Genomic DNA, 13,390 nt, shown 5'->3' on the forward strand with positions numbered 1-13,390 from the left:
TCGCCCAATGAATTGGGCTCCTACAATGAAACCGTGCCCCCATCTATTGTAGGAGCAGGCTTCAGCCAGCGATGCAGCGCAACGCGCTGCCGGGGTTGGTGGTGATGGCAACCTGTAATGCCTTCGTCACCCAAGGGCGGCTAACGCCGCCATCGCCCAATAAAATTGGGCTCCTACAATAGAGCCGTGCCCCCATTTATTGTAGGAGCAGGCTTTAGCCAGCGATGCAGCGCAACGCGCTGCCGGGGTTGGTGGTTATGGCAACCTGTAATGCCCTCATTACCGAAGGGCGGCTAGCGCCGCCATCGCCCAATGAATTGGGCTCCTACAATGGAGCCGTGCCCCCATCCATTGTAGGAGCAGGCTTCAGCCAGCGATGCAGCGCAACGCGCTGCCGGGGTTGGTGGTGATGGCAACCTGTAATGCCTTCACCACCGAAGGGCGGCTAACGCCGCCATCGCCGATGTGTCGGACCACCAATAAAATTGGGCTCCTACAATAAAACCGTGCACCCATCTACTGTAGGAGCAGGCTTCAGCCAGCGATGCAGCGCAGAGCGCTGCCGGGGTTGGTGGTGATGGCAACCTGTAATGCCTTCGTCACCCAAGGGCGGCTAACGCCGCCATCGCCCAATAAAATTGGGCTCCTACAATAAAGCCGTGCCCCCTCTCTTGTAGGAGCAGGCTTCAGCCAGCGATGCAGCGCCACGCGCTGCCGGGGTTGGGGGTTGCGGCAACCTGTAATGCCTTCATCACCGAAGGGCGGCTAGCGCCGCCATCGCCGATGTGTCGGACCACCAAAGAATTGGGCTCCTACAATGGAACCGTGCCCCAATTCTCTTGCAGGAGCAGTTTTGAGATAACAAAAAACCCCGCAAGCATGCTTGCGGGGTTTTGGCGTTGCGTCACGCGTGGCTTAGCCGAGCAGGTGCTCGACGGCGGCGCGTTCTTCGCGTAGCTCTTTCTCGGTGGCCTGCACTTTCTCTTTGCTGAACGCGTCCAGCTCGAAACCCTGGACGATTTCGTACTTGCCGCCTTTGCAGCGAACCGGGTAGGAGAAAATGATGCCTTCTTCGATGCCGTAGCTGCCATCGGAGGGGATGGCCATGCTGACGATGCCGTCACAACCCAGCGCCCAGTCGTGCATGTGGTCGATGGCGGAAGACGCGGCAGACGCGGCGGAAGAAGCACCGCGCGCCTTGATGATGGCCGCGCCGCGCTGCTGCACGGTGGGGATGAAGTCGTTTTCGTACCAGTCGCGCTCGACCAGATCGGTGGCGGCCTTGCCGTCGACCTTGCACTGGGCGATATCCGGGTACTGGGTCGCGCTGTGGTTGCCCCAGATGACCATGTTTTCGATATCGGTGACGTGCTTGCCGGTTTTCTGGGCCAGCTGGGTCAGTGCGCGGTTGTGATCCAGGCGGGTCATCGCGGTGAACTGGCCCTTGTCGAGATCCGGCGCGTTGCAGGATGCGATCAGCGCGTTGGTGTTGGCCGGGTTGCCGACGACCAGCACTTTCACGTCGCGGCTGGCGTGGTCGTTCAGTGCCTTGCCCTGTACGGAGAAGATCGCGGCGTTGGCTTCGAGCAGGTCTTTACGCTCCATACCCGGGCCACGCGGGCGGGCGCCCACCAGCAGCGCGAAATCCGCATCCTTGAACGCTACGTTCGGGTCGTCCGAGGCAACGATGTCCTGGACCAGCGGGAAGGCACAGTCGTTGACTTCCATCACCACGCCGTTTAGCGCGTCCATCGCCTGAGGAATTTCCAAAAGCTGGAGAATGACGGGCTGATCCGGCCCCAGCATGTCGCCGGCGGCAATGCGGAAAATTAGAGAGTAGCTGATTTGGCCGGCACCGCCGGTAATCGCAATACGTACTGGATCTTTCATCATCGCTCCTTGGTTGGTTCGCCTTGGGGTGGTCGACAGAACACAAGACGCCAAGATGGTATGCCCACTTTAAAAAAAACTCAATCAGACAAAGGCCACAGGCGGTTGCGTCGCGATTCAAAGGCTCGCCGCCCCGCCGCGAGTGCGCTATGGTGGGAGCCGATTCTAACGTTCGTTTGATATTGAGACCGACCACCCCATGCGACGAATCCCCCTTTCCTACGCCCTGGCCAGTGTATTCGTACTGGCGTTGATCATATGGCTGGCGTTGGGCGACTTTCAGCGCTTTCAAAGCACCCCGCCCGATTTAGAGACCGAGCAAAGCGACGAAGCGCCCCGTGTCGAGGTCACCCGCCTGCAAAGCACGCCGTATATTCCGGAGCAGGTGATTCAAGGCCAGCTCGAGGCCCACCAGGAAACACTCTTGCGTGCCAACGCCGCTGGTTACGTTACCGAAAAGCCCGTGGCCCAGGGCGAGCAGGTAAGCCAGGGACAAACGCTTTTGGTACTGGATAACGACGCCCTGCCCGAGCGTTTGCAGCAGGCCCGGGACGAGCTGGCGGTGGCCCAGGCCGAATACGCCGGCGCTCAGGACCTGCGTCGTCGCGAGTTTATCTCCGAGCCGGACCTTCTTCGCCTGCAAAGCGCGCTTAGCGCCAGTGCAGCCCAGGTGGCACAGCTGGAGCGCCAACTGGCGGACACCCGCCCGAGTGCACCGTTCGCGGGCGTGGTCGACCGGATTCAGGTCGAGCTTGGCGACTTGCTCCAGCCCGGTGAGGAGTGGGGGCGGTTGATCGATGACCAAACACTGACCGGTACGGCCTGGGTCTCGCAGCAGCAAATCAATGACCTGAGCGTGGGCCTACCGGTCACCGCACGGCTTTTAAGCGGTAATACGCTGGAAGGCCAGGTCTCTCACATAAGCAGCCGCGCCGAGGAGCAAACCCGCTCGTTTTATATCGAGGTCACCCTCGACAACCCAACGCGGCAGCGCCTGGCTGGCGGCAGCGCCGAGTTCACCATCACCCTGCCCCCACGTCAGGCCCACGCGCTCTCCCCCGCGCTTTTGAGCCTGAACGACGAAGGCGAGCTTGCCGTCAAACACTTGGGCGAAAACGATGAGGTCAAACAAACGCCAGTGACGCTGATAAGTGCAACGCTGGAAAGCGCCTTTGTGGCGGGCCTGCCGGATTCGCTGGCGCTGATCACCCTGGGCGCCGGGCTCGTTGGCGTGGGCGATACGGTCACGCCGGTGTACGTAGACGACGCGACGCCCCAGCCCGGTAGCGCCGCGGCGGCAGCGAGGCCTTAAATGCGTTCACTCATTCAGGCCGCGCTTACCCATACGCGCACTACGCTGCTGTTGCTGATGGGCCTTTTGCTGGCCGGGGTCACCGCCTGGCAGGTCATCCCCAAGGAGGCGAACCCGGACGTTACGATCCCGCTGATCTACGTGTCGCTGACCCTTGAAGGCGTCAGCCCAGAAGACGGTGAGCGGCTTTTGGTGCGCCCCATGGAGCAGGAGCTTCGCGGCATCGAGGGGCTGCGTAAGTTCACCGCCCAGTCCAGCGAAGGCCACGCCTCGGTCACGCTGGAGTTCGACCCGGGCTTCGACCCCAATACGGCGCTTTCGGACGTGCGCGAACGGGTGGACATTGCCAGGGCCGAGCTCCCCGATGAGGCGGACGAGCCCCGGGTGATGGAAGTCAACGTCTCCGAATTTCCCGTGCTGAGTATCGGTCTTTCCGGCCAGTTGGATACCCGGGAGCGCATCGCCATCGCAAGGCGCCTAAAAGAGGAAATCGAAGGCATCGCCAACGTGCTTGAGGTCGAGATTGCCGGCGAGCAGGAGGATCTTCTCGAGATCGTGGTCGACCCCCTGGTACTGGAGAGCTACGGCATCGACTTCGATGCATTGTTCAACCAGGTATCGCGTAATAACCGCCTGGTCGCGGCGGGCAGCTTGAATACCGGCGCCGGGCGTTTGGCGCTGAAAGTGCCCGGTGTCATCACCTCGCTCGAAGACGTCATGAACATGCCGGTGAAGATCGACGGCGACCGGGTGGTGACGTTTGGCGACGTCGCCTGGATTCATCCCACCTTCAAGGACCCGGAAGGCTTTGCGCGCATCAACGGCGAGCCGGCTGTGGTACTCGAGGTATCCAAGCGCGCCGGGGCGAACATCATCGAAACCATCGACGCCGTTTGGTCGCGCTTCGACCAGGCGGGCGAGCTGTTACCCGATTCCCTTCGCGTGACCCCGATTCTCGATGAGTCGACCACCGTCGCCAATATGCTGTCCGAGCTTTTGAACAACGTATTGACCGCGGTGGTGCTGGTGCTGATCGTGGTGGTCGCAGTCATGGGGCTGCGTATGGCGCTGCTGGTGGGCCTGACGATTCCCGGCGCCTTTTTGACCGGTATTTTGCTGGTATGGGCCTTCGGTTTTACGCTCAACATCGTCGTGCTGTTTGCGCTGATTCTGGTCGCCGGGATGCTGGTGGATGGCGCTATCGTAGTGAGCGAGCTGGCTGATCGCTACCTAAAAGAGGGTCAAACCCCGTTCGATGCCTGGCTCAACGCTGCCTCGCGTATGAGCTGGCCGGTCATCGCCTCGACCGCGACGACCCTGGCCGTTTTCGTTCCGCTGCTCTTCTGGCCCGGCGTGGTCGGTCAGTTCATGAAGTACCTGCCGGCCACGGTGATCCTTTGCCTTCTGGCCTCCCTGGCCATGGCGCTGGTGTTTCTACCCACGCTTGGGCGGCTGATCACCCGTCAAGTTGCTAACCCGGAGGAGCAAACCGCCACGCTTGGCCAAAGCACTGCCTTGGGTCGCGGCTACCGGCGGCTGCTTGCACGCCTTCTACAGCGCCCGGGCTGGGTGCTGGCGTTTTCGCTGCTGGTCATCGCGCTTTTATATACCGGCTACGCTCGCTTCAATCACGGCATCGACTTCTTTCCCAACGTCGAGCCGGACAGCGCCCAGGTACTGGTGCGCGCCCGGGGCGACTTCTCGGTGGACGAAGCCGACGCCATTTTAAAGCGCGTGGAGACGCGCCTGGGCACCATGAGCGAGGTGGAAGCCCTCTACGCGCGCTCGTTCGTGGCCAACGAACAGGCCGGCGACGATGTGGTCGGCACGCTGCAGTTTCAGTTCATCGACTGGTATCAGCGCCGCCCGGCCCGCACAATTCTTGCCGACATGGCCGAGCGCACCGCGGACATCCCCGGTATTACGCTGGAGTTTCAGGAGCAGGAGCAAGGCCCTGGCGGCGGCAAGCCCATCGTGCTGGAAATCAGCGCCAACGACCCGGCGCTAGCCGATGCGGGGGTGGATCAGTTGAGCGAATTAATGCGCACCCTGGGCGGCTTTACCGATATTCAGGATAACCGCAGCCTGCCCGGCGTGGAGTGGCAGATCAATGTGGACCGCGAAGCCGCCTCGCGCATGGGCACCGATATCACCACCATCGGCAGTGCCGTGCAGCTTCTGACCACCGGCCTGCAGGTAGCAAGCTACCGCCCGCCCACGGTGAGCGACGAGGTGGATATTCGGATTCGCCTACCCGAGCGCTTTCGCACCCTGGATCAGCTCGAGCGCTTGACCCTCAATACCGAGCGCGGCCAGGTGCCCATTTCCCACTTCGTCACCCTCACCCCCGCGCCCAAGGTCGGCACGCTGAACCGTATCGACGGCCGCCGGGCGATTACGCTGGAGGCGGATCTCGCGCCGGGGTATCTGGCGGATGAGCGCCTGCGCGCGCTGTTCGAGGCAGGCCAAGGGCAGTTGCCCGACGCCCTCATGGTCAACGTGGCCGGCGAGCAAGAAGATCAGCAGGAATCGATGCAGTTTCTGGTCAGTGCGTTTTTGGTCGCCGTGGGCCTGATGGCGCTGATTCTGGTCACTCAGTTCAACAGCTACTACCAAGCGGCGCTGGTGCTCTCGGCGATCGTATTTTCTACCGCGGGCGTACTGATGGGGCTTTTGATAACCGGTCAGGCGTTCGGCATCGTCATGGTCGGCATGGGCGTGATCGCCCTGGCGGGGATCGTGGTGAACAACAATATCGTCTTGATCGACACCTATAACGAGCTGCGCGGCCAAGGGCTTGCGCCCGGCGAGGCGGCGCTGGAGGCGGGCGCCCTTCGCCTGCGCCCGGTACTGCTCACCGCGATCACCACGGTGCTGGGCCTGATGCCGATGGTGCTGGGCATCAACGTCAACCTTTTCGCCCCGGCGCTGGGCTTCAACGCCCCCTCCGCCCAGTGGTGGACCCAGATGTCCAGCGCCATTGCGGGTGGGCTCACCTTCGCCACCGCCCTCACCCTGCTGCTTACCCCCTGCATGCTGGTAATTGGTGGGACGTTAAGGCGCGATAAATAAAGAGAGCACCCAACCCCGGCAGCGCGTTGCGCTGCGTCGCTGGCTAAAGCCTGCTCCTACAATGGATGGGTGCACGGCTCCATTGTAGGAGCCCAATTTTATTGGGCGATGGCGGCGTTAGCCGCCCTTGGGTAGTGAAAGTATTACAGGTTGCCATTGCCACCAAAACCGGCAGCGCTCTGCGCTGCATCGCTGGCTAAAGCCTGCTCCTACAATGGATGGGTGCACGGCTCCATTGTAGGAGCCCAATTTTATTGGTGGTCCGACACATCGGCGATGGCGGCGTTAGCCGCCCTTGGGTGAAGAAGGCATTACAGTTTGCCATTGCCACCAAAACCGGCAGCGCGTTGCGCTGTATCGCTGGCTGAAGCCTGCTCCTACAAGAGATGGGTGTACGGCTCTATTGTAGGAGCCCAATTTTATTGGGCGATGGCGGCGCTAGCCGCCCTTGGGTGATGAAGGCATTTTGGGTTGCCATAATCACCAACCCCGGCAGCGCGTTGCGCTGCATCGCTGGCTGAAGCCTGCTCCTACGGTGCATGAGCTCGTTATGGGGCGCGCCACTGGGCGATTGGGAACCAATGCGCTACGCTAATTAAAATGAATAATTGGCAGAGGTGTAATGTGCAAAGCGGTCACCGGCTGCGAGCAGGGAGACACTCCTTGAGCGGCGCTTACTACTTGATCACGATTGCAACGCAAAATCGCCACCCTTACTTCGCAAATTTCGATCATGCCTGCTGCGCCGCAAGGCACTTTACGCATCCCCACGTTGAAACTTTGGCCACAACCCTTTGTTTCGTAGTGATGCCTGACCATGTTCACTGGCTCATACAGCTTAAAGGCCACTTGCCGGAGGCCGTACGAGGGTACAAAAGCCGCGTTTCAATAGGCGTAGGAGAGCACATTTGGCAACGCGGTTTTCATGATCGAATGATCCGCGAGGAAGAATCCCTTAAGAACGTCGCCCGCTACATAGTCGGCAATCCGCTGCGCGCGGAGCTGGTTCAGGACGTGAACCATTACAGTTTTTGGGATGCCGTATGGCTTTAGTGGCGTAATAACAGGTTGTGGCTGAAAGCCCGCCCGTACAAAAGATGGGGGCACGGTTTCATTGTAGGAGCCCAATTCATTGGGCGATGGCGGCGTTAGCCGCCCTTCGGTGATGAAGGCATTTTAGGTTGCCGTTGCCACCAACCCCGGCAGCGCGTTGCGCTGCATCGCTGGCTGAAGCCTGCTCCTACAAGAGATGGGTGTACGGTTTCATTGTAGGAACCCAATTCATTGGGCGATGGCGGCGTTAGCCGCCCTTCGGTGATGAAGGCATTCTGGGTTGCCATTGCCACCAACCCCGGCAGCGCTCTGCGCTGCATCGCTGGCTAAAGCCTGCTCCTACAATGGATGGGGGCACGGCTCCATTGTAGGAGCCCAGTTTTATTGGTGGTCCGACACATCGGCGATGGCGGCATTAGCCGCCCATAGGTGATGAAGGCATTTAGATTGCCATTACCCCCAACCCCAGCAGCGCGTTGCGCTGCTTCGCTGGCTGAAGCCTGCTCCTACAAAAGATGGGGGCACGGTTTCATTGTAGGAGCCCAATTCATTGGGCGATGGCGGCGTTAGCCGCCCTTCGGTAGTGAAGGCATTACAGGTTGCCATTGCCACCAAAACCGGCAGCGCTCTGCGCTGCATCGCTGGCTAAAGCCTGCTCCTACAATGGATGGGGGCACGGCTCCATTGTAGGAGCCCAATTCTTTGGGCGATGGCGGCGTTAGCCGCCCTTGGGTGATGAAGGCATTCCAGGTGCCATCACCATCAACGTCGCGGGCCACCAAAAACCTGCACCTATGCAAAGGACGCTGTTTAAGAGGCAGTCTGCGGGCTATGAGCGGCGTGCAGGCGGGCGATGAGCTGGTCTTCCAGCGCGAAGCGTTCGGTCAGGGCTTTGGCGAGGCGGTCGAGCCAGGCGGGAAGGCGCGTGATATTCGTTTGGCAGTGCTCAACGCTTGCGTAATCTTCGTCGAACGCCAGTACCATGGCCGTCGACATCTCCAAACGCTCCAGCAGCTTACCGGCGATTTCCAGGGCGCTTTCGTCCTCGAAGGCCTTGGCTTCTCGGGCGAGCTCCGGGTAGACCTCGAAATGCCCGGCGCTGATATAGTCCATTAGAAGCTCGCTGAAAGTGTCGATGCGCGGCTTATTGACGGCGTCGAGCTCCGAGTCGCAGGCTTCTTTTAGCTCGATGAAGCTGATTAGAAAAGAGCGGCGCTGCTCCAGCCAGCGGTCGATCAAGCTGTGTACTCCGCCCCATCGTTCCTGGGCGTTCGTGCAGTTCTCCAACATGGCGTTCTCCTAACCGGTAGCCACTTGTCCTCACTTAGACTCGCTTTTCCTCTTGAGCGTGTCAATGCAAGCACGGGATTTCGATTTTCCGGCACCGGTTTGAAACCGATGCCGGAAAATCAGCCGTTAGCGCTTATAGGCAAGCCACAGAATACGCAGTGGCACCAGCGCCAGGATCAAAAAGCCGATCAGGGTCCAGGCGGGTAGTGACAGGCCCAAAAAGGTGAAGTCGATTTCGGCGCACTCGCCGGAGCCGGTCAGCACCATGGCGACGACCTCCTGCATGGGCAGGATGTCCATCATGTAATCGAGCCCAGGCCCACAAGAAGGCACTTCGCTGGGCGGCAGATGCTGCAGCCATACGTGGCGCCCGGCAATGAAGGCGCCGGTGGCCACACTTGCAAGCCCCAACACCCCGTAAACCGTTTTACCGGCGGTGCTCTTGGGGTTATGCAGCGCGGCCAGCAGCAAAATGATCCCGGCGGTAATTACCGCCACCCGCTGAAAAATGCACAGCGGGCACGGCTCGAGCCCGACAACGTGCTCGAGCACCAGCGCCACGCTCATCATCACGGCGCAAAAGGCCACCCCGGCCCAAGCCGTGGACCGGGTGAATGATGGGATCATTCCAATTCCTCGGAGGTAATGGACGAAAAGGTGCGCATTTCGCGGGCCTTGATAAAGTAGTGCTCGATGAACTCGCTAAACGACTCCTGATCGGCGGCTTCGATATCGTGCTGCTGCTGATGAGAGGTATCGATCAACTGGTCCAAAAGCGCCTCACGAGAGCGCAGCATGGGGGTCGATTCCAGCGCCTCGCGCTGCTCCTGGGCCAGCGCCAGCAGCGTATCGCTTAGCGAACCGTTGCCCTCTTTGAGGCGCTCGAGCATCTGGCCGGAGGGCGTAAGCGTCGGGTCTTGAAGCCGTGGCGCGAGGGCATCCAGCGCCGCCTGGTGGGGAGCGTCATCTTCGACGGCGTCCAGCAGACGCGCTACTTCGCCCATTTCGGCAAAGATCTGCTCGCCCCAGGCGGGTAACGAGATCGCTTCGCCGTTTCGCAACAGCTCCAGAGCCGGGTCGCGGCCGCGCTCGACCACCAGGCGGCGGTTGTCGTCCAGGCGGTCACACTCCTCATCCGAAATCCAGGGGCTGTCGCTTAGCAAACACCACAGCAGGAAGACATCCACAAAGCGCATCTGGTCTTCGGTGATGCCCAGGGGGTCGAAAGGATTCAAATCCAGGCAGCGCACTTCGATGTACTCGACACCCCGCGCCTCGAGTGCCTGGCTCGGCGTTTCGTTGTGCTTGGCCACACGCTTGGGGCGAATATCGCTGTAGTACTCGTTTTCAATCTGCAGGATATTGGCATTGAGCTGGCGCCAGTCGCCGTCGACGTTTACGCCAAGCTTTTCGTAGTCCGGCCAGGGCGACGAGATCGCGTGGCGCAGCGTATTGACGTAGTTGGAAAGCGAGTTGAAGCAGATCTTGAGCTGCTCCTGCACCTTGTTCTGATAGCCAAGATCCGACATGCGCAGCGTCGTGGCGTAGGGTGCGTAATAGGTATCGTCGCTCAACGGCTCGAGCTTTTCGGGTATTTTGCCGTCCGGCAGGAAGCTTTTGTCGATCGCAGGCGAGGCGCCGAAAAGATACAACAGCAACCAGCTATGACGGCGAAAGTGGCGGATCATGCCGAAGTAGCGCGTCGAACGGTAGTCGTTGAACGGAATGTTGGTGGCTTTTTCGAGCTCGCGCAGGGCGTGCCACATGTCCTCGGGCAGCGACACGTTGTAGTGCACCCCGGCAATCGCCTGCATGATGCGCCCGTAACGTACGTCCAACCCCTTGCGGTAGACGTGCTTCATGGTGCCCACATTCGAATGCCCGTAATCGGCGATCGGCACGCTATCGTTACCGGAAAGCCGCGACGGCATGCTGCCCGGCCAGACCCATTCGTTCTCCAGGTGCTGGTAGGTAAAGGTGTGCAGGTCGGACAAAAACGCCAACGCCTCGCGCGGCTCGGTGTACACCGGGGTGATGTACTCCAAAAGCGATTCCGAGTAGTCGGTGGTGATATGCGGGTGGGTCAGTTTCGAGCCCAGCGCTTTGGGGTGAGACGTCTGGGCGATATGGCCGTTGGCATCCACCCGTAACCCCTCTTTTTCTAGTCCACGCCGCAGCCGCCCTAACCGCCCCAGGCTCGCGCTTGGCAGCAAGCGCTCGATTTGAGCGGTTAACGACGTTGGCACAGTGAGTGGCTCAGCCAAAACGAACACTCCTTGTCAATCAGGCCCGCCGCGCGGGCCCTGGTAAAATCGGCGGGGTAGCCCTAAGGCTAGCCTTTAATAAAGCCAAGAATATGGCGCAACCTACGAAACATTCAAGGCGCGCGACTATTTGCCCTGCTTCGCTTTCAATAGCGCCGCGCCCAGCGCTCCCATGGAGGACTCGGCGGCGGGCTTTTCGCGCTGACCGCGGGCGCTCTTTTGCGCCCGCGGCGCTTTTTTCTCGCCCTGTTCGCGCTGGCTAGCGTCTTCGCTTTCGACTTCATCGCTTAGCCGCATGGAGAGTCCGACCCGCTTGCGGGGGATATCCACGCTCATCACCTTCACCGTGACGATATCCCCCGCCTTGACGACCGAACGCGGGTCCTCGACGAATTTCTCGGCCAGCGCCGAGATATGCACCAAACCGTCCTGGTGAACGCCGATATCCACGAACGCGCCAAAGTGGGTCACGTTGGTGACCGTGCCTTCCAGCACCATCCCGAGGGTCAAGTCACTGAGTTTCTCGACCCCTTCGCGAAATTCCGCAGCCTTGAACTCCGGGCGCGGGTCGCGGCCGGGCTTGTCTAACTCTTTGAAAATATCGCTGACCGTGGGCACACCAAAGCGCTCGTCGGCGAACTCCGCCGGTTTCAGCGCCTTGAGGGTTTGGCTGTCGCCAATCAGGCCCTTCACGTCGCGCCCGCTCTGCTTGGCGATGCGCTCGACCAGGGTGTAAGCCTCGGGGTGAACGCCGCTGGCATCCAACGGGTTCTCGGCGTTGCTGATACGCAAAAAGCCGGCGCACTGCTCGAAGGTTTTCGGCCCTAGGCGGCTAACGTCCAACAGCGCCTTACGGCTTTTGAACGCGCCGAGCTGGTTACGCTGGGCGACGATGTTTTCGGCAATCACCGCGCTAAGCCCGGCCACCCGCGAGAGAAGCGCGCTCGAGGCGGTATTGAGATCCACACCCACGGCGTTCACGCAGTCTTCTATCACCGCTTCCAGGCTTTTGGAGAGCTGCACCTGGGAGACATCGTGCTGGTACTGGCCCACGCCGATCGATTTCGGCTCGATTTTGACCAGCTCGGCGAGCGGGTCCTGCAGGCGCCGGGCAATCGACACCGCGCCGCGCACCGTAACGTCCAGATCCGGCAGCTCTTTGGAAGCGTACTCGGAGGCCGAATAAACCGACGCGCCCGCCTCGGACACCATGACCTTGCTCAGGCGCTGCTCGGGCCCCAGCGCCTTGACCAGCTCGCCGGCCAGCTTGTCGGTTTCGCGGCTGGCGGTGCCGTTACCTACCGCGATCAACTCCACATTATGGCGTTTGATGAGCTTGGTGAGCTCTGCGAGCGACTCGGTCCAGCGGTTTTGCGGCGCGTGAGGGTAAATCGTCGCTTGGTCCACGAACTGCCCGGTGGCATCGACCACGGCGACCTTGCAGCCGGTACGCAGGCCTGGATCCAGCGCCAGCGTGACCTTCTGCCCCGCCGGCGCGGCCAGCAGTAGATCCTTCAAATTGGCCGCGAAGACATCGATGGCGGTCTGCTCGGCCTGCTCGCGAAGTCGGCCCAGCAGCTCGGTCTCGAGCGCGGTGTAAAGCTTGACCCGCCAGGTCCAGCGCACCACCTCGCCCAGCCATTTATCGGCCGGGCGGCCCTGATCTTGAACGCCCACTTGCTTGGCGATGGCGACCTGGGCCGGGTGAATCGGGGCTTCGTCTTCGCCGGGCAGGCGGATGGCCAAACTCAGCACGCCTTCGTTACGCCCACGGAACATGGCAAGCGCCCGGTGGGACGGCACTTTAGCGAGCTTTTCGTCGTGCTCGAAGTAATCGGAGAACTTGGCACCTTCCTGCGCTTTGCCATCGAGCATGCGGGCGCTGAGTTGGCCTTCGTCCCAAAGCCGCTCACGCAGTCGGCCGATCAGCTCCGGGTCTTCGGCGAAGCGCTCCATGAGAATCTGCTTGGCGCCGTCAAGCGCGGCCTTGGCGTCTTCAATGGCGGCAATGTCGCCGTCGGCGGCGCGAAGATACCCTTGCGCTTCGCTTTCCGGGTCGAGCGTGGGGTCGGCCAGTAGCGCGTCGGCCAGCGGCTCGAGCCCGGCTTCGCGGGCAATCTGGGCCTTGGTGCGGCGTTTTTTCTTGTAGGGCAGGTATAAATCTTCGAGGCGCTGCTTGGTTTCGGCGGCGTCGATGCTCGCTTTCAATGCATCATCGAGCTTGCCCTGCTCGTCGATGGCGGCAAGCACCGCCCCGCGGCGCTCTTCGAGCTCGCGCAGGTAGCGAAGGCGCTCGTCGAGTTGGCGCAGTTGGCTGTCGTCCAGCGCCCCGGTGACCTCTTTACGGTAGCGGGCGATGAAGGGCACGGTCGCGCCTTCGTCCAATAGCGCTACCGTGGCGCTGACTTGCTGCGCCTTGACACTCAGCTCGTCCGCTAAACGCGAAATAATACGTTGATTCACATCCATACGTGCCACTAACTCATGCCATTTCAAATGCCGACAAGGT

At 61.0% G+C, this 13,390-nt stretch carries 8 protein-coding genes; 3 read left to right on the forward strand and 5 right to left on the reverse strand.

Annotated features, from left to right (window positions below):
- Positions 1 to 915: 915 nt before the first annotated feature.
- Positions 916 to 1,890 carry a malate dehydrogenase gene (locus ACWHRL_RS11280; protein ID WP_447893738.1) on the reverse strand — a complete coding sequence of 325 codons (975 nt, stop codon included), beginning with the start codon at positions 1,888 to 1,890 and terminating at the stop codon, positions 916 to 918.
- Positions 1,891 to 2,089: 199 nt separating this feature from the next.
- On the opposite strand from ACWHRL_RS11280, the gene ACWHRL_RS11285 reads away from it, so the two are divergent.
- From ACWHRL_RS11285 to ACWHRL_RS11295, 3 genes are all read left to right on the forward strand, one after another.
- Positions 2,090 to 3,202 (forward strand): efflux RND transporter periplasmic adaptor subunit, encoded by a 1,113-nt coding sequence (locus ACWHRL_RS11285; RefSeq protein WP_447893739.1) that lies wholly within the window; start codon positions 2,090 to 2,092, stop codon positions 3,200 to 3,202.
- A complete protein-coding gene (locus ACWHRL_RS11290) occupies positions 3,203 to 6,274 on the forward strand; it encodes an efflux RND transporter permease subunit (protein ID WP_447893740.1) in 3,072 nt (1,023 codons plus the stop codon).
- Between the two features lie 600 nt (positions 6,275 to 6,874).
- Positions 6,875 to 7,327: an REP-associated tyrosine transposase gene (locus tag ACWHRL_RS11295; protein WP_447893741.1), complete on the forward strand. Its 453-nt coding sequence runs from the start codon at positions 6,875 to 6,877 to the stop codon at positions 7,325 to 7,327.
- 810 nt (positions 7,328 to 8,137) lie between these two features.
- On the opposite strand, the gene rsd is transcribed toward ACWHRL_RS11295, so the two are convergent.
- From rsd to ACWHRL_RS11315, 4 genes are all read right to left on the reverse strand, one after another.
- A complete protein-coding gene (rsd, locus tag ACWHRL_RS11300; RefSeq protein ID WP_447893742.1) occupies positions 8,138 to 8,617 on the reverse strand; it encodes a sigma D regulator in 480 nt (159 codons plus the stop codon).
- Between the two features lie 126 nt (positions 8,618 to 8,743).
- The gene (locus ACWHRL_RS11305) at positions 8,744 to 9,244 is read right to left on the reverse strand and encodes a disulfide bond formation protein B (protein WP_447529224.1); all 501 of its coding nucleotides are present in this window, start codon (positions 9,242 to 9,244) and stop codon (positions 8,744 to 8,746) included.
- Positions 9,241 to 10,881: a glutamate--cysteine ligase gene (gene gshA / locus ACWHRL_RS11310; RefSeq protein WP_447893743.1), complete on the reverse strand. Its 1,641-nt coding sequence runs from the start codon at positions 10,879 to 10,881 to the stop codon at positions 9,241 to 9,243. The genes ACWHRL_RS11305 and gshA overlap by 4 nt, the downstream gene beginning before the upstream one ends.
- 126 nt (positions 10,882 to 11,007) lie before the next feature.
- Complete coding sequence (locus tag ACWHRL_RS11315) at positions 11,008 to 13,350, reverse strand: Tex family protein (protein WP_447893744.1); 2,343 nt, start codon at positions 13,348 to 13,350, stop codon at positions 11,008 to 11,010.
- Between the last annotated feature and the right edge of the window lie 40 nt (positions 13,351 to 13,390).

The sequence above is a fragment of the Vreelandella sp. GE22 genome (assembly GCF_968212445.1).

Excerpts from the sequence above, each read along its gene's own strand:
- ACWHRL_RS11280 (WP_447893738.1), bottom strand. The coding sequence starts at position 1,890 with ATGAAAGATCCAGTACGTATTGCGATTACCGGCGGTGCCGGCCAAATC.
- ACWHRL_RS11285 (WP_447893739.1), top strand. The coding sequence starts at position 2,090 with ATGCGACGAATCCCCCTTTCCTACGCCCTGGCCAGTGTATTCGTACTG.
- ACWHRL_RS11290 (WP_447893740.1), top strand. The coding sequence starts at position 3,203 with ATGCGTTCACTCATTCAGGCCGCGCTTACCCATACGCGCACTACGCTG.
- ACWHRL_RS11295 (WP_447893741.1), top strand. The coding sequence starts at position 6,875 with ATGAATAATTGGCAGAGGTGTAATGTGCAAAGCGGTCACCGGCTGCGA.
- rsd (WP_447893742.1), bottom strand. The coding sequence starts at position 8,617 with ATGTTGGAGAACTGCACGAACGCCCAGGAACGATGGGGCGGAGTACAC.
- ACWHRL_RS11305 (WP_447529224.1), bottom strand. The coding sequence starts at position 9,244 with ATGATCCCATCATTCACCCGGTCCACGGCTTGGGCCGGGGTGGCCTTT.
- ACWHRL_RS11315 (WP_447893744.1), bottom strand. The coding sequence starts at position 13,350 with ATGGATGTGAATCAACGTATTATTTCGCGTTTAGCGGACGAGCTGAGT.